At 65.4% G+C, this 23283-nt stretch carries 23 protein-coding genes; 18 read left to right on the top strand and 5 right to left on the bottom strand.

Going from position 1 to position 23283, the window contains the following annotated elements:
* Window position 1: 1 nt before the first annotated feature.
* Genes V9L18_RS03940 through V9L18_RS03955 form a run of 4 tightly spaced genes read left to right on the top strand, consistent with a single transcriptional unit; the run spans window position 2 to window position 4614 of the window.
* Entirely contained in the window at window positions 2-286 is a 285-nt protein-coding gene (locus V9L18_RS03940; protein WP_131131695.1) for a F0F1 ATP synthase subunit epsilon, read from the top strand.
* A 10-nt stretch (window positions 287-296) separates the two neighbouring features.
* On the top strand, window positions 297-728 hold the full coding sequence (locus V9L18_RS03945) for a DUF2550 domain-containing protein (RefSeq protein ID WP_131131696.1): 432 nt from the start codon (window positions 297-299) through the stop codon (window positions 726-728).
* 5 nt (window positions 729-733) lie between these two features.
* Window positions 734-2044 carry an alpha/beta hydrolase gene (locus V9L18_RS03950; RefSeq protein WP_337345859.1) on the top strand — a complete coding sequence of 437 codons (1311 nt, stop codon included), beginning with the start codon at window positions 734-736 and terminating at the stop codon, window positions 2042-2044.
* Window positions 2041-4614: a bifunctional lysylphosphatidylglycerol flippase/synthetase MprF gene (locus tag V9L18_RS03955; RefSeq protein ID WP_337345860.1), complete on the top strand. Its 2574-nt coding sequence runs from the start codon at window positions 2041-2043 to the stop codon at window positions 4612-4614. The genes V9L18_RS03950 and V9L18_RS03955 overlap by 4 nt, the downstream gene beginning before the upstream one ends.
* A gap of 174 nt (window positions 4615-4788) precedes the next feature.
* On the opposite strand, the gene V9L18_RS03960 is transcribed toward V9L18_RS03955, so the two are convergent.
* Both V9L18_RS03960 and nucS read right to left on the bottom strand, forming a co-directional pair.
* Window positions 4789-4992, bottom strand: a complete 204-nt coding sequence (locus V9L18_RS03960; RefSeq protein ID WP_011692441.1) for a cold-shock protein — start codon at window positions 4990-4992, stop codon at window positions 4789-4791.
* A gap of 300 nt (window positions 4993-5292) precedes the next feature.
* Window positions 5293-5988, bottom strand: a complete 696-nt coding sequence (gene nucS / locus V9L18_RS03965) for an endonuclease NucS (protein ID WP_337345861.1) — start codon at window positions 5986-5988, stop codon at window positions 5293-5295.
* A 37-nt stretch (window positions 5989-6025) separates the two neighbouring features.
* Between nucS and V9L18_RS03970 the strand changes: the two genes are divergently transcribed.
* Window positions 6026-6370, top strand: coding sequence for an ATP/GTP-binding protein (locus V9L18_RS03970; protein ID WP_337345862.1), 345 nt, complete (start codon window positions 6026-6028; stop codon window positions 6368-6370).
* Between the two features lie 67 nt (window positions 6371-6437).
* On the top strand, window positions 6438-7238 hold the full coding sequence (locus V9L18_RS03975) for an alpha/beta hydrolase (RefSeq protein WP_337345863.1): 801 nt from the start codon (window positions 6438-6440) through the stop codon (window positions 7236-7238).
* Here V9L18_RS03975 and V9L18_RS03980 read toward each other — a convergent pair.
* Window positions 7235-8542 (bottom strand): AI-2E family transporter, encoded by a 1308-nt coding sequence (locus tag V9L18_RS03980; protein ID WP_376044095.1) that lies wholly within the window; start codon window positions 8540-8542, stop codon window positions 7235-7237. The two genes, V9L18_RS03975 and V9L18_RS03980, sit on opposite strands and share 4 nt — an antisense overlap.
* Before the next feature lie 207 nt (window positions 8543-8749).
* Here V9L18_RS03980 and V9L18_RS03985 point away from each other — a divergent pair, with 207 nt between their 5' ends.
* From V9L18_RS03985 to V9L18_RS04020, 8 genes are all read left to right on the top strand, one after another.
* Window positions 8750-10450, top strand: coding sequence for a hypothetical protein (locus V9L18_RS03985; RefSeq protein WP_337345864.1), 1701 nt, complete (start codon window positions 8750-8752; stop codon window positions 10448-10450).
* 69 nt (window positions 10451-10519) lie between these two features.
* Window positions 10520-11539: a tetratricopeptide repeat protein gene (locus tag V9L18_RS03990; RefSeq protein ID WP_337345865.1), complete on the top strand. Its 1020-nt coding sequence runs from the start codon at window positions 10520-10522 to the stop codon at window positions 11537-11539.
* On the top strand, window positions 11539-12636 hold the full coding sequence (locus V9L18_RS03995) for an NADH:flavin oxidoreductase/NADH oxidase (RefSeq protein ID WP_337345866.1): 1098 nt from the start codon (window positions 11539-11541) through the stop codon (window positions 12634-12636). The genes V9L18_RS03990 and V9L18_RS03995 overlap by 1 nt, the downstream gene beginning before the upstream one ends.
* A gap of 72 nt (window positions 12637-12708) precedes the next feature.
* Window positions 12709-13503, top strand: a complete 795-nt coding sequence (locus tag V9L18_RS04000) for an ABC transporter ATP-binding protein (protein WP_337345867.1) — start codon at window positions 12709-12711, stop codon at window positions 13501-13503.
* Window positions 13485-15056: a transporter gene (locus V9L18_RS04005; RefSeq protein WP_337345868.1), complete on the top strand. Its 1572-nt coding sequence runs from the start codon at window positions 13485-13487 to the stop codon at window positions 15054-15056. Before V9L18_RS04000 ends, V9L18_RS04005 begins: the two co-directional genes overlap by 19 nt.
* Window positions 15057-15086: 30 nt before the next feature.
* Entirely contained in the window at window positions 15087-15869 is a 783-nt protein-coding gene (gene nagB / locus V9L18_RS04010; protein WP_337345869.1) for a glucosamine-6-phosphate deaminase, read from the top strand.
* Between the two features lie 67 nt (window positions 15870-15936).
* Window positions 15937-16278 carry a DUF3039 domain-containing protein gene (locus V9L18_RS04015; RefSeq protein WP_066292415.1) on the top strand — a complete coding sequence of 114 codons (342 nt, stop codon included), beginning with the start codon at window positions 15937-15939 and terminating at the stop codon, window positions 16276-16278.
* Window positions 16278-18062 (top strand): DEAD/DEAH box helicase, encoded by a 1785-nt coding sequence (locus V9L18_RS04020; RefSeq protein WP_337345870.1) that lies wholly within the window; start codon window positions 16278-16280, stop codon window positions 18060-18062. Before V9L18_RS04015 ends, V9L18_RS04020 begins: the two co-directional genes overlap by 1 nt.
* An 86-nt stretch (window positions 18063-18148) precedes the next feature.
* On the opposite strand, the gene V9L18_RS04025 is transcribed toward V9L18_RS04020, so the two are convergent.
* Together V9L18_RS04025 and V9L18_RS04030 are read right to left on the bottom strand one after the other, a co-directional pair.
* Window positions 18149-18784 (bottom strand): isochorismatase family protein, encoded by a 636-nt coding sequence (locus V9L18_RS04025; RefSeq protein WP_337345871.1) that lies wholly within the window; start codon window positions 18782-18784, stop codon window positions 18149-18151.
* On the bottom strand, window positions 18784-20112 hold the full coding sequence (locus tag V9L18_RS04030) for a nicotinate phosphoribosyltransferase (protein WP_337345872.1): 1329 nt from the start codon (window positions 20110-20112) through the stop codon (window positions 18784-18786). Before V9L18_RS04030 ends, V9L18_RS04025 begins: the two co-directional genes overlap by 1 nt.
* A gap of 227 nt (window positions 20113-20339) precedes the next feature.
* Here V9L18_RS04030 and clpS point away from each other — a divergent pair, with 227 nt between their 5' ends.
* From clpS to V9L18_RS04050, 4 genes are all read left to right on the top strand, one after another.
* Window positions 20340-20723 carry an ATP-dependent Clp protease adapter ClpS gene (gene clpS / locus V9L18_RS04035; protein ID WP_337345873.1) on the top strand — a complete coding sequence of 128 codons (384 nt, stop codon included), beginning with the start codon at window positions 20340-20342 and terminating at the stop codon, window positions 20721-20723.
* Complete coding sequence (locus V9L18_RS04040; RefSeq protein ID WP_337345874.1) at window positions 20716-21282, top strand: DUF2017 domain-containing protein; 567 nt, start codon at window positions 20716-20718, stop codon at window positions 21280-21282. Before clpS ends, V9L18_RS04040 begins: the two co-directional genes overlap by 8 nt.
* Window positions 21283-21387: 105 nt before the next feature.
* Window positions 21388-22455, top strand: coding sequence for a glutamate racemase (gene murI, locus V9L18_RS04045; RefSeq protein WP_337345875.1), 1068 nt, complete (start codon window positions 21388-21390; stop codon window positions 22453-22455).
* Window positions 22452-23249: an MBL fold metallo-hydrolase gene (locus V9L18_RS04050; RefSeq protein ID WP_337345876.1), complete on the top strand. Its 798-nt coding sequence runs from the start codon at window positions 22452-22454 to the stop codon at window positions 23247-23249. Before murI ends, V9L18_RS04050 begins: the two co-directional genes overlap by 4 nt.
* The last annotated feature ends 34 nt before the right edge of the window (window positions 23250-23283 follow it).

Here is a 23283-nt window from a genome sequence, read left to right on the forward strand (position 1 = left end):
TATGGCTGAGCTTGAGGTTGAGATTGTCGCAGCGGACCGCTTTATCTGGTCCGGAGCGGCCACGATGGTCAAGGCCCGCACCAGCGATGGTGAGATCGGAATCCTGCCCGGCCACTCGCCCCTGCTGGCGATCCTGGCCGAAGGTGAACTGGCCATCCAGCCGGTTTCCGGTGACCGTATTGCCGTAGTTGTTGACGGCGGATTCTTCTCCGTCGACAACAACCGCGTGGTTATTGTTGCTGACAACGCCCAGCTGGGTGACGCGGCTACTGCTGGGATCCGCTAGCACGACCTTGATGGACGCACCGAGTCTTCCGTTCATCGCCATGGCAATCGCCTTTGGATTGCTGATATTTGCACTGTGCCTTTCCGGGGTGCGCCGCTTCAATTTGCGGCGTGCCCTGGGCACGGTGGACGCCTCCATTTGCGTAGCTGGAAACAGCTGGCAGATGGGGGTTTGTCGTTATCAGGACAACGACCTTGAGTGGTTCCGGCTGCTCTCCCTCAGTGTCCGGCCCAAGCATAAGTTCAAGCGAAGTTCCCTGGAGCTGCTTGGCCGCCGCAAGCCGACCGAAGCAGAGGCTGTGAAAGTCCAGCCCGACGTCGTAATTGTGGAACTGCGTTATGAGGGCCAGGACCTGCGGCTGGCCATGAAGTTCGATGCCTACACCGGGCTCTCATCCTGGCTGGAAGCCGGGCCGGTCATCGGTGTCGGAACCTGGCGCTAGCCGGCGTGGACTTCATTGCTGATGTCCGGCTGACTGACGGACCGGTATTTTGGACCGCCTCGGCACTGGGGGCGGCTGCAGCCGTATACCTGCTGTGGCGCCCCGCAGCTGAGGGACCGCGTCCATGGTGGCTCTCAGTCCTAGTCTCCGTTGCCGGCGGCTTCGCCGTAGTGGGCCTGGTGCACTGGGCGCTGATCGACGTTTTTTCGACTTTCCCGGAGGACCTTCCGGATGACGTCCTGCTCTGGGCGGTTCCAGCTGTAGCCGCCCTGATCCTGGCGCTGATCCGCCTGCCGCGGTCCACCCAGCGGGCGCGGGGCGCCGGTATTGTTGCTTTCTTGCTGGTGCTCCTGTTGTCCGGAGTCCAGATCAACGCGTACTTTGGCCTCAACCGGACAGTCAGCGACCTCATGGGCACCGCGCTGGCCCGGATCCCGGCTCTGGAGCCTGCCCTGACTCGCCAGCCTGGCGGCCCCTCTCCCGTGCCGTTGGCAGGCTGGGCCCCGCAGGGGGAGGTGCCTGACGAGGGCGCCCTCCGAAAGGCAACCATCCCCGGAACGGCCTCGGGGCTGGAGACGCGGGAAGCCTACATCTACTTGCCGCCGGCCTATTTCGCCACCAACAGGCCCGCGCTTCCGGTCCTCGTGCTGTTCTCCGGACAGCCCGGCGGTCCAGCCGACTGGCTCACCGGCGGCGCACTGAGGACACACCTGGACACGTTTGCCTCCGGCCACGGCGGTATTGCGCCGGTTGTCGTGGTGGCGGACCCCAACGGTACACAGTCGGCTAATACGCTGTGCCTGGACAGCCGGATAGCCCGGGCGGACACCTACCTGTCCGTGGACCTTCCGGCATGGATCAACACAACCCTGGATGTGGACCCTGACCACAGGCAATGGGCTGCGGGCGGATTTTCTTTCGGTGCAACCTGCGCCCTGCAGATGGGCACCCGCCACCCGGATCTTTACAGCTCTGTGCTGGCGTTCTCCAGCGAACTCGAACCGGCCCTTGCCAAGGAACGGCAGAAAACCATCGACGCGGCGTATGCCGGAGACACCGCTGCCTTTGAGCGCGAGACCCCGCTGACCAGGATGAACCAGCAGCGGTTTGACGCCAAAGCAGTGTACTTCGCAGCGGGGGAGCGGGACCCCGAATTTGTGGAATACATGGACACCCTTGCCGAGGCTGCCAGGAAGGCCGGCTTCACTGTCGAAGCCACGCAAGTCCAGCATGCCGGCCACTCCTGGGACACGCCGTCCCGCGGGATGGCGGACGGGCTTGCGTTCCTGGCCGCCCGCTGGGGTATCAAGTCATGAGTGCCGGAACCGATGTCCGGACGGCCTCACTCGCCTGGGCCACTGTGGGCCGGCCGGCGTGGCAGCGCTCCAAGGCGCGCCTCAGCTCGATTCCCTTCACCCTGGGCGTCCTGGGGGCCTTCATTCTGACCGGAGCCCTGACCGGAAGCTATCTTGCCGGTCCGCCGGAAACCATGCTGGACCTCGCCAGCGTCAGCGGGCCGGGACTGAAGTCGGGCCTGTGGTGGTCGCTGTTTACGTCGATGTTTTTCGCCACCAACCCGTTGGCCTATTTGACGGCATCACTGATGATCCTCCTGCTGCTGGGACTCGCCGAGCGAAAACTTGGGACACTGCAGGCTGCTGTGTTCTTTGCCGCCGGCCAGTTCGGCTCTGTAACTCTCTTCCTCCTGATCACCCAGGTGGCCAGATACGCAGGCGATGGCTGGTTGGGCCTGATGGCGGACAGCCACCTCATCGGCCCTTACGCCGCCGTTCTCGCTGTTGGCCTCGCCGCGAGCGGCCGGCTCGCAGTCCTCTGGCAGAGGCGCCTGCGGACGGGGCTGGTGTCGGTATCGCTTCTCCTTGTGCTCTATGTTGGCCACCCGGAAACAGTGATTGGTTTCTTGGGGGCACTCCTTGGCCTCGTCGCCGGCTGGTGGATCCAGGGCGAGCACGGCCACCTGCACCGGCACCGTTCCACAGGCCGCGAAACGCGCAACCTGCTCGCCCTGACAGTGGCCGTTTTTGCCGTTGGACCCATCCTTACGGCCGTGGCGAGGACCCCCACCGGTCCCCTTGCCCTGCTGCGCGACGTAGTCCTGAATCCGCTGCCTACGCTGAGCCAGTTGGAATCCTATTGCGGTTCCACGGTTGAGGCATCCTGCCTGGAGGCGGGCCGGCAGGGTTTCGCAGGACCGGTGGGGCTGGCCCTGGCGATCGTTCCCGTCATCCTGCTGCTGATCTGCGCGGACGGAATGCGCCGCGGGCGGCGGCTTGCCCTGCGCATCACGCTGGTGATCCAGTTGGCCGTCACAGCGCTGGCGGCCGTCTACCTGGCGCTTTTTGCGCTGATCCCGCACTATCCGTCGCGGCCGCATACGGCGGCGATGGGGTCAGGGTTCGCGCACATCCTGCCACTCGTGACGGTGCCCCTGCTGCTGGCCGCCGTGCTGTGGGCCAACCGCAGGCAGTTCAGGGTTGAGACCGTCCCTGAAGCCCGTCGAACGCTCATGGCTGTGCTGGGCGGGGCCCTGCTGTTGCTGGCCGGAGGCTACAGTGCGGCGTGGCTCAGCGCGGGCGGAATGACCCGCGACGGCGGCCCCTTGGGACTGCTTGCTGAACTGTCGCGGCAATACCTGCCCGTTCCCATCCCCAACCTTTATCGCAGGGTGTTCGCAGACCGCGACGGCGCAGAGTCCTTCATCTTCGCCTTCTCCGGTCCCGTTTTTTGGGTGATTGCCCTGGCCGGCGTCTGGTTCGTACTGCTGGGGCGGCACCATGGCAGCGATGCCGGCGCGTCCGACAGGGCGAGGGTGCGAGGGCTATTGCAGGAGGGCGGCGATTCATTGTCCTGGATGGCTTTGTGGGAACCCAACGTGTACTGGTTCAGCCCGGATCATAGGGGTGCCGTCGCGTACCAGCAGCACGGTAGCGTCGCGCTTACCCTTGCCGGACCCTTTGGCGCGCGGGCCTCGCGTTCCGGTGTTGCTGAAGGCTTCCTTGCACACTGCAGCCGGCATGCGCTCATTCCCGCGTTCTATTCCTGCGACTCCAGCCTCTGGCCACCGTTGCAGGACCGGGGCTTCCACCGGGTGGCGGTTGCCCAAGAGACCAGGCTTGCGGTACGCGAACTGGAATTCCGTGGGAAGGAATGGCAGAACGTGCGGACCGCACTGAACCGTGCAGCGAAAATGGGCGTCACCGCTGTTTGGGGGAGCTATCACGGTTTGCCACAGGCCCTGCGCGGCCAGCTCAGCGAAGTATCGGAGGAATGGGCGGCCGAAAAGTCCGTCCCCGAAATGGGCTTTACCCTCGGCGGGCTGGATGAGCTGATGGACGACGACGTGCTGTGCTGCCTTGCCGTTGACAGGGACGGCAACGTACATGGGGTGACTAGCTGGCTTCCCGTGTACGACGGCGGCAAGCTGGTCAGCCGCACGCTGGACGTCATGCGCCGCGGAGCCGGCGGGTTCCCGGGAGTCATGGAGTTCCTGATTGCCTCGGCAGTGCTGGAGCTACGAAAGTCGGTGGAGGTCATTTCGCTGTCCGGATCTCCGCTGGCGCGGCGCCCGGAGGATGGGCAGGCGAGCGGGGAGGCGGACGGACAGGGGAGCGGCCGGGCCGGCCCGGTGCATGCGGAGAATCTGGTCCGCATCCTGGATGTGGTCGGACATGCGCTCGAGCCGGTTTATGGTTTCCGTTCGCTGGCTGCCTTCAAGTCACGCTTCAAGCCGGAGTACCGCACTCTGTACCTCTACTACCAGGACCCGCTGCACCTTCCGGCCATTGGCAGGGCGCTCACCAGGGCGTACCTGCCGGGGCTGTCCCTGCGGCAGGGCGCCAGGCTCCTCCGCGAACTGGTGAACTGACAAGCGGCCCCATGGTGGGACAAAACATTTATGACTGGGGAAGTCTTCGGGGAATGCCATAACGGAAGGCCCGCCACATTTGGCTTTTGGTAAATAACAAAAATGATCCCCGGCATTTATGCCGGGGATCATTAATTCGCGGGGGCCGCACACGTGCGGCCGACAGGCGAGGGACTAGACCAGCGTCACGCCGGTAGCCTGGGGACCCTTGGCGCCCTGACCGATTTCGAACTGAACACGCTGGTTCTCGTCGAGGGTCTTGAAGCCACCGGTCTGAATCTCGGAGTAGTGAACGAAGACATCGCCATCGGAGTCATCCGGGGTGATGAAGCCGAAGCCCTTTTCAGCGTTGAACCACTTGACGGTTCCCTGTGCCATTTATTTCTCCTCATAATGGAACTTTTAAGTCCAGCACACCTCGTGCTGGCCTTGGTCACTCCGCGAGAAGAATCCTGGATTGCCGTTCCTAGGAACTGGCCCTGCAGGAGCTTCGCGCTCGCAACATGTCTTGCGAGCATGAAAAACACCTACACAAAGACTCAGATAAGAATTTCATGTCACTACCCTCAGGTCAACGGTCCAGACAGCCAATCCGGTAAATTTTGCGTAAAACAAGCGTTAAACCCCTCGTCAGGGCCTTGTAACGGCCGCATCTCCGGATTCGCCGTACTGAAGTGCCTAGAAAAGCCGGGATTCGCTGTCGTCCACACCGCGCATGGCGTCATAGTCCAAGGTGACGCAGTCGATGCCGCGGTCATTGGCCAGGACCTTGGCCTGGGGCTTGATCTGCTGGGCGGCGAAGATGCCGCGGACCGGTGCCAGCAGCGGGTCACGGTTCAGGAGTTCAAGGTAGCGGGTGAGCTGTTCAACGCCGTCGATGTCGCCGCGGCGCTTCAGTTCGATGGCCACGGTGGCCCCGCTGGCGTCGCGTGCCAGGATGTCCACCGGGCCGATGGCGGTGAAATACTCCCGGCGGATCAGTGAAAAGCCGGAACCGAGGGTTTCTATCTGGTCCGCGAGCAGGCGCTGGAGATCCGCCTCAACGCCGTCCTTGATCAGGCCCGGGTCAACACCAAGATCATGGGAGGACTCGTGAAGGTGCTCATGGATGTTGATGATGAGCCGGTCATCGGTCTTGGCGGACTGGACGGTCCACTGCTCCGTGACTCCCAGTTCGAGATCAACGTCCTCCGGGGAAGACACACGCAAAGTTGCCGGCGGGCTCATCCAGTTCAGCGGTTTGTAGGAGCCGCCGTCGGAATGGACCAGCACCGACCCGTCAGCCTTGACCAGCAGGAGCCTGGCGGCAAGGGGGAGATGGGCTTTGAGCCGGCCAACATAATCAACGGAGCATCGGGCTATGACAAGTCGCACGCCGTACACACTACCGGGGCTGGGGCAGAATGGAGGCATGCCGCGTTCGAACCGCCCCCGCCGCCCTGCCTCCGGAAAACCGGGCGCAGCTGCAGGCAAGAAGGGAAACGGCGAGGTCCCGGAACTTGACCTGGAGCGGGCCCGGGCGGGCATTGCCCGCCGCGAAAGCGCCCCCGACGGCGACTGGATGGTCCGGACCATGACGGCCCGGAACGCGGAAAAGACGTACGTCTGCCCTGGCTGCTCCACGGCCGTACTGCCCGGGATTGCGCACCTGGTGGTGTGGAAGGATGACCACCTTTTCGGCGCGGCCGCCGGCCTGGCCGAGCGCCGCCACTGGCACACGAACTGCTGGATGTCACGCAGCTACCGGTACCGCTGAGCAGACCGGTAAACCGGTGGCCGCCAAGGGACAATCCCGGCAGCGCAAAGTCGCTAAGCTGGCAGGCATGACTTTTGATCCGGCGTCGTACGAGTTCACCGTTCCTGTTGGCCCTGCACCCATTCGTGCCTCCACCGTTCTCCCCGCGAGGCGCGAAAACGTTGAGCTGCGCACCGAAGACGGCCACACCCTGGTGGGGGAACTGGCGCTGCCCGAGTCCGGAGAGATTACCGCGACGTTGATCACGCTTCACCCACTGCCCACGCACGGGGGGTTCATGGACTCCCACGTGTACCGGAAAGCGTCGTACAGGCTTCCGGCACTGGCGGGCGTAGCGGTGCTGCGGTTCAATACGCGCGGAACCTCTTCTCCCCGCGGCACCAGCGAGGGAGCCTTCGAGGAGGGGATCGGCGAGAGGTTCGACGTCGAGGCGGCCGTCCGCTTCGCCGTCGAACGCCAGCTCCCGAACCGCTGGCTGGTGGGCTGGTCCTTCGGCACCGAACTCGCACTGATGTACGGCGCAGTAGAACCGGTGGCCTCCCAGGTCGAAGGGGCAGTGCTGCTGTCCCCGCCGCTGCACCGGGCAACGGATGCCCACCTGGGTGCCTGGGCGGCGAGCGGCAAACCCCTGACCGTGCTGGTGCCCGAACACGATGATTATCTGCGGCCCGAGGCCGCGGCGGACCGCTTCCGGCTGGTGCCGCAGGCCCGCGTTGTGGGGGTCGACGGCGCCAAGCACCTTTGGGTGGGCGAAAAGTACGCCGCGCGGGTACTTAACGAAATCGTGGATGAGGTTACGGAGGCTGGATCCGGCCCGGAAGGCCTGCCTCAGGAATGGAACGGCCCGGCAGCCACTGCTGCGGCCTAGTGCTTGTCCTGGCGGACGATATAGATCTCCTTGACCAGCAGGAGGATGGCGGCTGCGGTGGGGATTGCTATCAGGGCGCCCAGGATGCCCAGCACGCTGCCGCCGGCGATCACGGAAATAACGGCTACGGCTCCCGGCACTGCCACGGCCTTCTGCATGATGCGGGGCGAGATGAAGTACGCCTCAAACTGCAGGTAGGCGAAGTAGCAGATCGCGTAAATCGCGGCCGTCTGCCAACCCTCCGTCAGCGACACCAGGAGCACCACCACCGCCGCAATCAGTCCGCCCACCAGCGGGATGAATGCCAGCAGAGCCACCACGAAGGCGAGCAGGACGGCAAACGGGATGCCCAGGATGGACATCACCACAAACGCGAAGGTGGCATTGAGCAACGCGACGCACGCCTGTCCGATGACGTAGTTGCCCACCGAGCGCGTGATTTCTTCGGAGAGCGCCTGCACGCGCGGCCTGCGCGACCGGGGTGCCAGGCGGTAGCCCCACTTCTTCATGGCCGGGAGCGCCGCGAGGAAGTAGAGGCTCAGCACCAGGACGATCAGGGTGCCGAACAGCCCGTTGGCCACCGTTGAGCCGAATCCCACCACCCCACCGAAGATGCCGCCCATGGCCTCGGGGTTATTGACGAACTTATCCAGTTCGTCCTCGATGCGGTCCCGGACGCCGAACTGGTCATCCACGCTTCGGAAGAAGTCCGAATCTATAAAATCGCGCACCCAGACCGGTGCCTGTTGGACGATTTCCGTGACCTGCTCCACGATGGTGGGGATCAGGGTGGCAAAGAATCCCACCACCGCGGTGACCAGCACTGACACCGAGACGAGGATGCCGGCAGGGCGCGGAATTTTCCTGCTTTCAAGCCAGCCGACCACCGGATCCAGGCCCAGGGCAATGAAGAGGGCTGCGACTATCCAGAGGAGTAGTTGGGTGGTGTTGGAGCCGATCCAGTAGACCAGGAGCGCCAGCCCCACGCCCACTGTGCCCATGAACCCGAGGTAGAGCGGGTGTTGCGGCGAGATTCGTGGACCTGGCTGGCCAAACTGCGGAGGTGACTGCACCGAATCGGAGTCGGCAGACTCTTCCTGCTGTGAATACTCGGGAGGCATCTCAAAGCGGAGCCGGGGCTGCGCACCGGGCAGCGGCTGGCGGAGCCTTCGTAATACGGATCCCAAGGCAGCCGCGGCGCCTGATCGCCGGACCAGGACAGGCCGCTCCGGCCCCGTACGCTGCGCGGGAACAGCGGGTGGATTTTCCTGTCCCGCGGGGGATTCTTCCGTCTTGTCAGTCACTGCTTTTTGGGGCCTGTTCCGTGCGTGGCGCCGCGGCTGCGGGCCGGTGTGATGATCATCGCAAACACTATCAGCAGCCTTGTCAACAGCCGGGAGGATCGCCTGTCCAGGAGCGGCCGGGACGCGCGCGGCAGGCCCCCGACTGAGCTATTGGTAACAAAACGGTTACTATTGAAAGCAAACCCCCGCTGATGATAGGTGTTTCCTTTGCGTTTCAAGACTGCAGTCGCACTCGTGCTGCTCGGCCTCCTGACACTTCTGGCCGGTATCGGCCAGAAGACCATCTGGGCTCCATCCGAGACCTTCACGGCCTCGGTACCCACAGATGCCGCCGAGGCGCCGTTGACCGTCATTGACCAGAACCTCCGCACGCTTCACGGCGGCACGGTAAAGATCAACATCAAGGGTGATGGCAACTTCATCCTCGCTGCCGGCCGTCCGGACGACGTTGACGCATGGGTGGGCCAGGCCGCCCACAACACCGTCACGGGGGTCTCCGAAGACAACAAGTCCCTGAAGGTGGAGCACGCCGACGGCGAAGCCACAGCCCCGAACCCCGCAGGATCAGACCTGTGGGTGTCCAGCGAAAACGCCAGTGGCGAACTGAACTACTCGTGGACCCCTCCCGCGGATGGTGAATGGTCGCTGCTGCTGGCCTCTGACGGCACAAAGGCTGCCCCGGGCACAGTGTCGATGACATTCCCGAACGACATCTCCACGCCGTGGGCCATTCCGCTGATGGTCATCGGCGGCCTGCTGATCCTCGCCGGCATTGCGTTGGCTATCCTTTCTGCACGAACCCGGAACGGCGACGGCACCGGCCAGGGAAGCCTGTTCGCCCAGCGGGCCCGCGCCAAGGCCGAGACACGCTCCACGGCCCGCCTGGGCATGGTGAGTGCAGGCATGGTCACAGCAGCCGTCACGGCAGCCGTCGTAGCCGGAACGGGCGCCGCCGCCAACGCAACCACAACTCCTGCGCCTTCATCGGAGCCCACGGCTTCCGCCTCCGAAGGGGCCGCTCCATCCTCGCCTGTCCTCCTGGACGCGCAGTTCCGCCGCATCCTGGAGCAGGTCTCCAGTGCCACTGACGCAGGCGACGCCGCCAAGGACGCCGGCAAGCTGGCCGATCGCGTCGCGGGAACCGAGCTGGAAGTACGGACCCAGAACTACAAGATCCGCTCCCAGGTGGGTGCCTACGAGGCACGGATGCCCGTTCGCTCCACGAAGCTGCTCACCACCGTTGTCACTAGCAAGCGTGACTGGCCGCGCCAGGTCCTGGCCGTGACCCAGGGCGACGGCAACGTGGTGCCCCAGCTGCTGACCCTGGTACAGCCGTCCCCGCGGGAGAACTACAAGCTCGTGGAAACCACCCCGCTGCAGCCGGGGACCACGTTCCCGTCCATCGGCAGGAGTGGCACGGAGACCCTGGCTCCGAACGACAAGACCGGCCTGCTGTACAGCGGGGAGGAGGCCCTCGCGGGCCTGGCAGACCGCCTCAGCTCCCCTGACTCGAGCTTCAAGGACAAGCTGGTGGAAGGTGAGTCCTCGCCGTACATCGCCGACACACTCTCCTACCAGGCTGAAGTGGTCAAGTCCGGTGAGAACGGCAACTTCTCCTTCACCCACAAAGTCGTGCCGGAAAGCACAGTGGTGTTCCGAACGGCCGACGGCGGTGCCCTGGTTCTGGGTCGGTTGAACTTCGCGTTCGACGGCACTCCCAAGGCTTCCGGCGACAAGCTCACCATCGGTGACGACGCAGCGGCGCTCGCCGGAGGCAAGGAAACCACCACCGGCATGGTGCTGAACTTTGCCGAGTCCATGGCCGTCTATGTCCCGCCGACCGGCTCAACGGACCCCATCAAGCTCGTTGCCGCCACCCGCGGACTGGTCGGAGCAAGTTTCAAGTAGGCAGGCAGCAGGGCACAAGCCCGCTGTGCATTACCCCCGGCAGCGGCCGGAGTGGCTAGAGTGGAAAGCATGAGTTCGCCAGCTTCCCGCCCAGTCCCTCCAGCCGCTGCCAGCCTGCTTAACCTGCGAGGCGCCGTCGACCTTTCCGCACTGAAACAACGCCAGGCGCCGGCTCCCGGTCCCGGAAATGCGCCCGGAAACGTGCCCGGCAATGCGCCGGGTAATCCGCCCCTTTCCGGGGACGCCGCCGGAACCTCCGAGGCCGGCCCGGCACCGCTGCGGGTCAATGTCACAGAAGGAAACTTCCAAGACCTGGTGGAGCTCTCCACCAGGGTGCCGGTGGTCTTCGCCCTCTGGGCCGCCTACTCACCGGAATCTGCCGGAATGCTGGACACGCTCGAACGAGTCGTCAACAGCTATGGCGGCCGCCTGGTTCTGGGCACAGCCGACATCGATGCTTTTCCGCAGCTCGCGCAGGCCTTCCAGGTGCAGGCAGTTCCTACCGCCGTTGCCGTGCTCAAAGGCCAGCCGGTCCCGCTGTTCCAGGGCGGCGCGGACGAGGCACAGGTCAGGGCGCTGCTCGATGAACTGCTGAAAGTCGCGGCCGCCAATGGCGTCACCGGCAGCCTGGGCAATGGAGCACCCGCGGACGCCGAACCCGCGCCGCTTCCCCCGTTGCACCAGGCCGCCTACGACGCCATCGAGGAGGGCGATTACCAGGCAGCGGCCGCCGCCTACCGCCAGGCGCTGCTGGAAATGCCAGCAGACGCAGAGGCCAAGGCCGGCCTGGCTCAGGTGGAAATGATGGCCAGGCTGCAGCCGCTGTCCGCCCAGGACACCGAGGCGCTGCGGACCCAGGCAGCCGAGGAGCCCGATAACCTTGACGCCCAGCTCGCCGTTGCGGACCTGGACGTTGCCGGCGGCCACGTCGAAGACGGCCTCAACCGCGTGGTCAGCTTCATCGGGAGGAACTTCGGCCCCGAACGGGAAACGGCCCGTGTCCGCCTCCTGGAACTTTTCGACGTTGTGGGCACCACCGACGAACGCGTGGCGAAGGCGAGGCAGAACCTGGCCCGGGTGCTGTTTTAGTGTCGGCGCTGTTCCGGCCGCTGAGGCTGCGCTCCCTGGAGCTGACGCACCGCGGCTGGGTGTCACCCATGTGCCAGTACAGCTGCGAACCCGACGGCGCCCCCGGAGTCCCCAACGACTGGCATCTGATGCATTTGGGGTCCTTCGCCGCCGGCGGCGCTGCCCTCATCCTCACGGAGGCGGCGGCCGTCAATGCCGAGGGGCGCATCAGCCCGCGGGATGCCGGACTGTACAACGACGAACAGGCCGAGGCCTGGCAACGGATCACGGACTTTGTGCACCGCCACGGCGCCGCGGAGCCGAAGATTGGCGCCCAGTTGGCCCACGCCGGGCGGAAGGCATCCACGTACTGGCCGTTTTCGGGCCAGCGCGGCAGCGTGCCGGAGTCCGACGGCGGCTGGGCCACAGTAGGCCCGTCGCCGTCGGCCTTTGACGGCTATGCCGAACCCGCCGAGATGACCGAGGAACAGATCCAGGGGGTGATCAGCGACTTCACTGCCGCCGCCATCCGGGCCGTCGATGCCGGTTTTGACACCCTGGAACTGCACGGGGCACATGGCTACCTCCTGCACCAGTTCCAGAGCCCGCTGACGAACACGCGGACCGACTCCTGGGGCGGGGATGAAGCTGGGCGGAACCGCCTCGTGCTCGCCGTGATCGACGCCGTCCGGAAAGTCATGCCGGAGTCCATGCCACTGCTGCTGAGAATCTCCGCTACTGACTGGGCGGAGGGCGGCATCGACATAGAGGCCTCCGTCCGCCTGGCTGCGCAGGCCCATGAACACGGTGTTGACCTCATCGACGTCTCCAGCGGGGGAGCGGTGGCCCACCAGCAGATCCAGCCAGGTCCCGGATACCAGACCGGCTTCTCCGCACGGATCCGACGGGAAACCCGGGTACCCACCGGCACCGTGGGCCTGCTGACCTCGCCCGGCCAGGCCGAGCACGCCGTCGCCACCGGACAGGCTGACGGTGTGTTCATCGCCCGGGCCGCGCTGCGGGACCCGCATTGGTGGCTCCGGGCAGCCTTCGAACTGGGGCATGATCTGGCCTGGGCCCCGCAATATGAACGTGCCGTGCCGCGGCATTCCTTTTAGGCGGCCCTACTCCTTTGTCCCTACTCCTGCGGGAGGACCCCCCACACGGGACCGTAGGGCTACTCTGGCTTTATGACTGCTCCGCATCCTGATCCGGTGGTGCACGCCGGCCCGGTTCCCGCCCTGTCCATCCGCGGGCTCGCCAAGCGTTTCGGCGGAAAAATCGCCGTTGACGGTATCAGCCTCGACGTCCCGGCCGGCTCATTCTTTGGCATCGTGGGACCCAACGGTGCCGGGAAGACCACTACCCTGTCGATGGCCACCGGCCTGTTGCGGCCGGACTTCGGCACCGCGGTGGTCCATGGCGTGGACGTCTGGACCAGGCCGCTGGAAGCGAAGAAGCTGATGGGCATCCTGCCCGACGGAGTGCGCCTCTTTGACCGGCTCACCGGAGAGCAACTGGTCACCTATGCCGGGCTGCTGCGCGGAATGGAGAAAGACGTGGTGTCCGCCCGCGTGGGCGAGCTGTTGTCTGCCCTGGACCTTGGCCAGGACGCGGGCACCCTGGTGGTGGACTACTCGGCAGGCATGACGAAGAAAATTGCCCTTGCTTCGGCTTTGATCCATGCGCCCCGGGTGCTGGTGCTGGACGAGCCTTTCGAATCAGTAGATCCTGTATCGGCCTCAAACATCCGCGCCATCCTGGACCGTTACGTCGCCTCCGGCGGGACGGTGATTGTCTCAAGCCACGTCATGGACCTCGTGCAGCGCATGTGCGACCACGTCGCTGTGGTAGCCGGGGGCCGGCTGCTCGCTGCCGGGACGGTGGACGAGGTCCGGGCCGGCGCCTCCCTGGAAGAGAGGTTTGTCCAGCTCGTTGGCGGCCGCAACCACACGGAAGGCCTGGAATGGTTGCGCACCTTCTAAGGCTGAAGCTGACCCTGCTTCGCAACGGCCTCCGGCGCAGTCCCTGGCAGCTGGTGGGCATGGCCATCGGCGGGCTGTACGCACTGGGGCTCGTGGGCGCCCTGGTGGTGGCGCTGGTCCTGCTGCGCCGCGCGGACCCGGAGCTGGCCCAGACCGTGGTGGTGCTCGGCGGCTCGGCGTCCCTTGTGGGATGGGCCATCATCCCCCTGGCCGCGTCCGCTGCGGACCTGACCCTGGATCCGGCCCGCTTCACCACGTCCGCCATCCCCATGCGGCAGCTCCTGACCGGCCTGGCACTTGGCGGCCTGATTGGCATTCCCGGCCTCGCCACTGCACTTGTGGCGCTCGCTACCGTATGGACGTGGGCCCGCGGACCTTTGCCGGCCGTGGCCGCCCTGGCGGGTGCCGCCGTCGGCGTCCTCAGCTGTATTGTCCTGTCCAAGGTGGTGACCACGGCAACCGCCAGCCTTGCGTCGTCGCGGCGCTTCAAGGACGTCAGCGCCATTGTCTTTATGATCCCGCTCATCATGATGGGCCCGATCGTGGCGGGCGTGAGCAGGGGTGTCTCCGCCTCTACGGGCTTCCTGCCGGAGTTGGCGGCCACGTTGTCCTGGACGCCCCTGGGGGCTGCCTGGTCACTCGGCGGCGACGTTGCCTCCGGGAACCCGGGTTCGGCGGCGGTGAAATTCCTTATCGCCCTGGCAACACTCGCTGGCCTCGCCTGGTGCTGGAAGCTCTTGCTTGAGCGGGCCCTCGTCAATCCGCCCTATGCCGGAAGCGGGAGCCGGAAAGGCGGAAAGCTTGGCTTGCTTGGCCTGCTGCCGGCCACTCCTGCCGGTGCCGTCACGGCGAGGGCGTTGACGTACTGGCTGCGCGATCCCCGTTACTCAGGTTCACTTGTTGTGGTTCCGCTGCTGCCCATCCTGCTCGTCTTCCAAGGCAGCCAAAGCGGTGACTATGCCACCCTGGCACTGGCAGCGCCTTTGGCCGCGTTCTTGCTGGCGTGGTCCATCTCGGCGGATGTCTCCTATGACAACACGGCTTTCGCCCTGCACCTGGCCACCGGTGTGAAGGGAACCGATGACCGGCTCGGCAGGGCGCTCGCCTGCCTCACCTTCGCCCTGCCGGTGGTGCTGATCTTCGCCGTGGGCCAGTGCTTCTTCACGGGCAGCTGGGATGCACTCCCGGCCCAGCTGGGCCTCAGCCTGGGCATCCTGTTCACCGGGCTGGGCTTGTCGTCCGTGGTCTCGGCACGCTACACGGTGGCCGTGCCGTTGCCCGGGGACAGCCCGTTCAAGAAGCCCCCTGGCAATGTGGGCCAGACCCTGGCGGTGCAGTTCGTAGGGATGGGAGTCCTGAGCCTGCTGGTCCTGCCTGAGGTGGGGCTGTTCATCGCGCAGCTTGTCACTGGCAACCCTGTCTTCGGGTGGGCGAACCTGGTCGTCGGACTGATGCTGGGGCTGGCGCTGTTTGGGGCAGGGATCCGGCTGGGCGGCAAGTGGCTTGACGCCCGCGGACCCGAACTGCTGGCCCAGCTGACCGTTAACCGCTGAATCCGCAGAACTCCAGAAAGGTGGCCGCGAGTGGAAGTTGTCATCCTTCCAGGCAGCAAACAGATCGGGAAACTGGCAGCAGACGCCGTCGAAGCGCTGCTGCGTCGAAAGCCCGCCGCGGTTCTGGGGCTTGCCACGGGCTCCTCGCCCCTTCCCGTCTATGACGAACTGGCGGCACGGCACGAGCGTGACGGGCTGGACTTCAGCGCGGCGCACGCGTTTGCGCTGGACGAATACGTTGGCCTGGAGCCCGGGCACCCGGAGTCCTATCGCGAGGTGGTCAGGCGCGAGTTCACCAACCGGGTGAATATCCTCCCGGAGAACGTGCACACTCCGGATGGTGCCGCCGAGGACCTTCCGGCTGCCTGCGAGGCCTATGAGGACCAGATGCGGTCCATGGGGGGAGTGGACCTGCAGCTTCTGGGCGTTGGCACGGACGGCCACATCGGCTTTAACGAGCCGGGCTCGTCGTTCGCGTCCCGGACCCGGATCAAGAGCTTGATCGAGCAGACGCGCCGGGACAACGCCAGGTTCTTCAACAGCCTCGCAGAGGTGCCGCACCACGTGGTGACGCAGGGGCTGGGCACCATCCTTGAGGCTAAGCACGTTATCCTCATCGCCACGGGAGCGCAGAAAGCCCAGGCTGTCCGTGACTTCGTGGAAGGGCCTGTCGCCGCCATCTGCGCGGCCTCGATCCTGCAATTCCACCCGCATGCCACCATCCTGCTGGACGAGGCTGCAGCGTCGTCGCTGAAACTCGCTGATTTCTACCGGCACACTTACGACAACAAACCCGCCTGGCAGGGGCTATAGGCGCAGGGGCTGTGAGAAGCGAAACGGTCCTCCCGCCGTCGGACGCCACTCTCCCGGAACGGCTAAGATGGATGCCATGACTAGCATGACGGACCCTCTCGAAAACGACCCGATGCGCGAGCTTTCCGGGGCTGGAACGTCCACGGCCACTATTGAGCGCGAGGAACTGCGCCAGGAAGTTGAGCCCGGTGACCGGGAACGCTTCTCGCATTACGTGCGCAAAGAAAAGATCATGGAATCCGCGCTGACGGGTGAGCCCGTCATTGCCCTCTGCGGCAAGGTGTGGACGCCGGGCCGGGATCCGCAGAAGTTCCCGGTATGCCCCATGTGCAAAGAGGTTTATGAAGGCCTCCGCCCGGGCAACGACGGCGGCAAGGGTCCCGGAGGGGACTCGGGCAACAACAAGTAGTGACGGAGACGCTCTTTGGCGGCCCCACCCTGCCCCCGGCTTATCCGGAACGTGCAGCCTGGGGAACCGCCCCAAAACTCCGTGCCTGGCAACAGGAAGCCCTGGACCTTTACTTCACCACCGGCCCCCGGGACTTCCTGGCGGTAGCCACCCCCGGGGCAGGAAAGACCACCTTCGCGCTGCGTGTGGCGTCCATGCTCATCGAATCCGGGACGGTCAACCGTGTCACGATTGTTGCGCCCACCGACCACCTGAAACGGCAGTGGGCCGACGCCGCTGCCAAAGTAGGCATCGCCATCGACCCCAATTTTAAGAACTCCGATGGCCAGCACGGCCGCGGGTTCATCGGAGTCGCCGTCACCTATGCCCAGGTGGCCAGCAAACCTATGCTGCACCGGGCCAAGACGGAGGCCGCCCGCACCCTGGTGATCCTCGATGAGATCCACCATGGCGGCGAGGCCCTGTCCTGGGGCGATGGGCTGCGCGAGGCGTTCGATCCCGCTGCCCGGCGGCTATCGCTGACGGGTACCCCGTTCCGTTCGGATACGTCGCCCATCCCTTTTGTGGAATACGCGCAGGACCGGGACGGCATCCGCCGCTCCAAAGCGGATTACACCTATGGCTACGGCAACGCCCTGCGGGACCACGTGGTCCGTCCCGTGATGTTCATGGCGTACTCCGGCCAGATGCGCTGGCGCACCAGCGCCGGGGAGGAGATGGCGGCTTCGCTTGGCGAGGCTGCGGTCACGAAGGATATTACTTCCCATGCGTGGCGGACGGCGCTGAATCCGGCCGGAGAATGGATCCCGGCTGTCCTTGCCGGAGCGGACAAACGCCTCAGCGAGGTGCGCCGGACGGTCCCGGACGCCGGCGGCCTGGTCATCGCCACCGACCACGAGGACGCCAGGGCATACGCCGGGCAGCTGAAGCGGATCACCGGCGAGTCGCCCACTGTGATCCTGTCCGACGACGCCAAAGCCTCCAGCAAGATCGAGGAATTCACGGCCAGCGAGAAACGGTGGATGGTCGCCGTCCGGATGGTATCTGAAGGCGTTGACGTTCCCCGGTTGTCAGTGGGGGTGTACGCAACGTCTACCTCCACTCCGCTGTTCTTCGCCCAGGCTGTGGGACGCTTTGTGCGTGCCCGGAAACGGGGTGAGACGGCATCGGTCTTCCTGCCGTCCGTGCCGCAGCTGATGGCGTTGGCAAACTCGATGGAGGCCGAGCGCGACCACGCACTTGACCGCCCCGAGAAGGAGGACGCCGATGGGCTGTTCAATCCCGAGGATTCCCTGATGGCGGAAGCGAATCGGGAGGACAAAGCGTCGGACAGCCTGACCAAGGGCAAGTTCGAGGCCCTCGATTCGCAGGCCTCGTTTGACCGTGTCCTGTTCGACGGCGGCGAGTTCGGCACCGGGGGAGAAGTGGGCTCGGAGGATGAGCTGGACTTCCTCGGCATCCCGGGGCTACTTGACGCCGAGCAGGTGGGAACGTTGCTCCGGCAGCGCCAGCACGACCAGCTCAACCGGAAGAACCGGCGCTCACCGGCGGCCGAACAGGCGCCGACCGCTCCTGCGATCCCGGACCACAGGATGCTCATGGACCTGCGCAACGAACTGGCCAAGAACGTGGCGGCCTGGTCCGCGCGGACCGGAACCCCGCACGGTGTGGTGCACACCAAGCTGCGGACGGTGTGCGGCGGACCCCCGGTGGCCCAGGCGAACGAGGAACAGCTGCAGTCAAGGCTGCGGAAGCTCCAGGACTGGTTTATCGGCAGGAAATAGCAGCCCGTTTGGAGCTGTCGTGACGTAAAGAGAGGAGTGACCCGGTGCAAAGCACCGGGCCACTCCTGCAGGTGCCTGGCCTGCCATCAGGCGACGTCTACGCCGCCGAGTTCCATTTCGGCCACGGCGTCGTCGAGGTCTTCCGCGATTCCGGCGGTGAGGGAGCGGATGACCGTTACCGAGTAGCCCGCTTGGACCGCATCGAGGGAGGTTGCCATCACGCAGTAGTCCGTGGCGATCCCCACAACCACCACGTCCTCGACATCATGGCTTTGGAGCCAGTCATCAAGCCCGATGGCGTCGTCGGCTGCGGCGTAGCTTTCGGGATCACCGGCGGAGAGGGACCCGGGTTGGCGGTCCCCGGTGGGTACTGCGTCCTCGGGCGCCAGGAGCCCTTCGAATCCCGAGTACGCTGCAGCGAATTGGCCCTTCTGGAAATAGGCCTGGATGTATTCGGTGTCCAGGTCAGGATGCAGTTCTGCCCCTTTGGTCCCCGCAACGCAGTGCGGCGGCCAGCTGTCCTTGAAGTCGGGCTCCTCGGAGAAATGGGCACCGGGATCGATATGCCAGTCCTGCGTGGCGACGATGTGGTCGAACTCAAGGTGATGTGCGTCCACGTAATCGCTGATTGCCGCGGCTATCTCAGCGCCGCCGGCCACAGCCAGTGAACCGCCTTCACAGAAATCGTTCTGGACGTCGACAATGATCAAGGCGCGTGACATCAGTACTCCTCGTAGATGGTGGGAATGGCGGCTTCGCCGCGCTGCAGCCGGTTGACCACGGGTGGAAGTTCGGCCATGGTGTCCGCGTGCCGCTGCCGGGCGCGAAGAACGCCTTCGTGCCCGGTCCAGCCCGGAAGGAGTTCGCCGTTCTTCATGAACTGCTGGAGCAGGGGCCGGTCGTTGCCGTCGTCCTCGGGGCGATGTCCGATTCCTACTATTTCCTGGGTGGCGATTCCGTGCTCATTGAGCTTCCGCAGGGCGTACTTGCGCCCGCCCATGCTGGTCTTGTTCTTGGCAGCCTTCGCCACCGAGACGAAGTTGCCGTCGTCGTCGGTGCGGCTGACGAGCTTGTAGACCATGCTGGCAGTGGGTGCGCCTGAGCCAGTGACCAGTGACGTGCCAACGCCATACGAGTCGACAGGCGCGGACTGCAGTGCGGCGATGGCGAACTCGTCCAGGTCCGAGGTAACCACGATCTTGGTGTCCTCGTTGCCAAGTTCGTCCAGCAGCTGCCTGACCCACTGTGCCTGCGCGACGAGGTCGCCGGAATCCAGCCGCACCGCACCCAGCCGGGGCCCTGCCAGCTCGACGGCGGCACGGACTGCCGCTTCGACGTCGTACGTATCCACCAGCAGCGAGGTGGCCGGCCCCAGGGAGGCGATTTGCGCCTCGAAGGCCTCCCTTTCGGTGTCATGCAGGAGCGTGAACGAATGCGCGGCGGTGCCCACTGTCTTTATGCCGTAGCGGATCCCGGCCTCGAGGTTGGACGTGCTGTCGAACCCGGCGATGACGGCGGCGCGTGCGGCGGCCGCTGCGGATTCCTCGTGCGTGCGGCGGGACCCCATCTCGATGCAGGGCCGGTTGCCGGCCGCAGTGATCATGCGGGAGGCTGCGGAGGCGATGGCGCTGTCGTGGTTCAGGACGGAAAGCAGGTAAGTCTCCAGCATGCAGGCTTCGGCGAACGTTGACTCGACGATCAGGATGGGCGAGTTGGGGAAGTAGGCCTCGCCCTCCGGGTAGCCCCAGATGTCCCCGGAGAAGCGGTAGTTCGCCAGGTAGTCGAGCGTGTCCTGGTTGACCACGCCGGTCCGGCCGAGGAAATCCAGTTCCGCCTCGCCGAACCGGAAGTCAGCGAGACCTTCCAGGAGCCTGCCCGTGCCCGCCACAATCCCGTAGCGGCGGCCGTCGGGCAACCGCCGTGCGAAGGCCTCGAAGACCGACCGGCGGTGCGCGGCGCCGGAATGGAGCGACGCCTGCAGCATGGTCAGTTCGTAGTGGTCTGTGTAAAAGGACGTGCGGGGATGGTCCCAGCCGGCAGAGGTACTCACAAAATTCACTCTAGTCCCCACCGGCTCCCAACGTCTCGCTTCGCTTCGCCGCGGGGCCCTCGCCGGCGTGGGCCCACCCACCGGCTCCCAACGTCTCGCTTCGCTTCGCCGCGGGGCCCTCGCCGGCGTGGGCCCACCCACCGGCTCCCGACGTCTCGCTTCGCTTCGCCGCGGGGCCCTCGCCGGCGTGGGCCCATCCGGCGGGGGCCTCCCCATAGAATGGACAGATGACCTTAAGCGTTGCGCTCGGCCCTGATACACAGGAGGGCACCCGGACCGGGACAGAGGCGTCCACCGACTCCCTGACCGCCCCGGACATCCCCTGGAACCTGGTGATCTGGAACGATCCCGTCAACCTGATGAGCTATGTCAGCTATGTTTTCCAGAGCTACTTCGGCTACTCCGAATCCAAGGCGAACAAGCTCATGATGGAGGTCCACAAGAAGGGCCGGTCCATTGTTGCGCACGGCAGCAAGGAACAGGTCGAACGCCATGCCGTGGCCATGCACGGCTTCGGGCTGTGGGCCACCGTGGAGAAGGCATCCGGGGGGCCGGGAGGCAATTCAGGCAAACCGGGCGGATCCGGGCAGGGACGAGGCAAGCGTGGCTAAAGCATTCAAATACGGACTCAAAGGCATCACCGGATTCCTCGAACCTGCCGAACGGGAACTGCTCCGCAGCCTGATCGATGACGTCATCTCGATGCTTCAGCCGGAGGAGCGGGCCAACCAGGATCCGCTGACCGCGATGATCGGGCTGGACATGGACGTCCAGGAACCCACCGACCGCGCGGTCCGGCGGTTGCTTCCCAACGTGATGAAAAACGACGACGGCGCGTCCCTGGAATTCCGCCAGCTCACCGAGCGTTCACTGCGGGAAACCAAGATCGGTGCCCTCCGGGCCGCCGCCCTGGACCTGGACAAAGACGAAATTCTCCTGACCCCTGAGGGCGCCCGACACTGGTCGATGGCCCTGAACGACGTCCGCCTGGTGCTGGCGGAACGGCTGGACATCCGGGATGAGGAGGACGCGGAGCACGTCCACCTCATGCAGGACTGGTCCCAGGCGGAGGACGTGGAGAGCTACCTTGCCCTCGTATATAACTTCGCCACATGGCTGCAGGAGTCGCTGGTCCAGGCGATGCTCCAGTCCTTGGACACGCGGGCCTGAATGCTGTCCTGTCCGGGCTCTCCTTTCCGGTGTGCGTCAGCCTCCTGCTTCGGGGATATATCCTGCAGTGTGACAAATTAGACATGAGTCGGCCGACACAATGTGATGGCCGCACCCACAGGGAAGACCTATCCTCGAATAATCATGACAACAGCCTCGAGCACGGATTCGACAGCAGCTGCGGCGGAGTCCCCAGCCAGCAGCATTCCCGGCGGTCACCTGGGATCCCGGCCCATCGGCGTCTTTGATTCCGGCGTCGGCGGACTGACCGTGGCGCGGTCCATCATCGACCAGCTGCCCAACGAATCGATCCTTTACGTTGGCGACACCGCCCATGGGCCGTACGGGCCGTTGCCCATCGCCGAAGTCCGGGCAAACGCCCTGGGCGTGATGGACGAACTGGTGGACTCGGGCGTCAAGCTGCTCACCATTGCCTGCAATTCGGCGTCGGCCGCTGTCCTGCGCGACGCCCGTGAGCGGTACACCGCCAAATACGGGATTCCCGTTATTGAAGTGATCCAGCCCGCTGTGCGGCGGGCAGTGGCTGCCACCCGGAGCGGACGCGTGGGCGTCATCGGAACGTCCGCCACCGTTGGGTCCCGAGCCTATGAGGACACCTTTGCCGCCGCGCCGGACCTGGAGATCACGTCAGTCGCGTGCCCTGAGTTCGTCAGCTACGTCGAAGCAGGCATTACCACCGGCCCGGCGCTGCTCGCCATCGCCGAAGAGTACCTGGCACCGCTGAAGGCCGCCGGCGTTGACACCGTTGTCCTGGGCTGCACCCACTACCCGCTGCTGACCGGGGTCATTTCCTACGTCATGGGCGAGGACGTCACGCTGGTCTCGAGCGCGGAGGAGACGGCCAAGGATGTCTACCGCGCGCTGGCAACCCACGACCTCCAGCGCACCACGGCAACGCCGCCCGAACACCACTTCATCGCCACGGGCGATGCCGGACAGTTCGAAGCGCTCGCGCGCCGCTTCCTGGGGCCGGAGGTCCTGTCAGTCCGGCACGTGGACCATGTTTCCGCCCAGTACCCCACAGGCAGCCTGGCCCGGATCACCCCTGAGATGATTGCCGCTGCGCAGAGCGGAGCCGGAAGCATCAGGCCCCAGCGGCGGTTGTCGAACTTCGTGGGCAATGCCGGCCGGGCCGGGGGTCCTGCCCAGTGAAGCTCACCATCGTTGGCTGCACGGGTTCCTTCCCGGGACCCGGCTCGCCGGCGTCCTGCTACCTGCTTACCGCCAACGACGGCGAACGGACCTGGAAGATCGTGATGGACCTGGGCAGCGGAGCCTTGGGCGCCATCCAGCGCTACACCGATCTCGAGGACATCGACGCGATTTTCCTGACCCACCTGCACCCGGACCACTGCATGGACCTGTGCGGCTTGCACGTGGCGGTCCGCTGGAAGCCAGGCGGCTGGGGACGCGGCCGGATTCCTGTGTGGGGCCCGGCGGCAACGGCCGACCGCATGGCCACTGCGTATGGCCTGGAGCTGGATCCCGGCATGCACGAGGAATTCGACTTCACCAACTGGACCGAACGCGAGTCCGTAACCCTTGGCCCATTCACCATCACTCCGTTCGCCGTGAACCACCCGGTGGAGGAGGCTTACGCCCTTCGGGTGGAGGTCACAGAGCCGGATAAGGAAGGCAACCTGGTCAGCCGGGTGCTGACGTACTCCGGGGATACTGATTCCTGCGCCGGCCTGGAGGAAGCGGCCAAGGACGCTGACCTCTTCCTTTGCGAGGCAGCCTTCGAAGAGGGCCGCGACGACGGCATCAAGGACGTGCACCTGACCGGCAAGCGCGCGGGCGAGGCGGCGGCGGTTGCCGGCGCGCGCCGGCTCCTGCTCACGCACATCCCCGTCTGGACCTCACCCACTACCGTCATGGCCGAGGCCCGCCCGGTCTTTGGCGGCGACGTCGCGGTCGCCGTGGCCGGAGTGCACTACACGATCTAGGAGTACGTGCCCGTTGGGTAAGTACGGGTACCGG

This window comes from Pseudarthrobacter sp. CCNWLW217 (assembly GCF_037203985.1).
GTDB lineage: Bacteria > Actinomycetota > Actinomycetes > Actinomycetales > Micrococcaceae > Arthrobacter.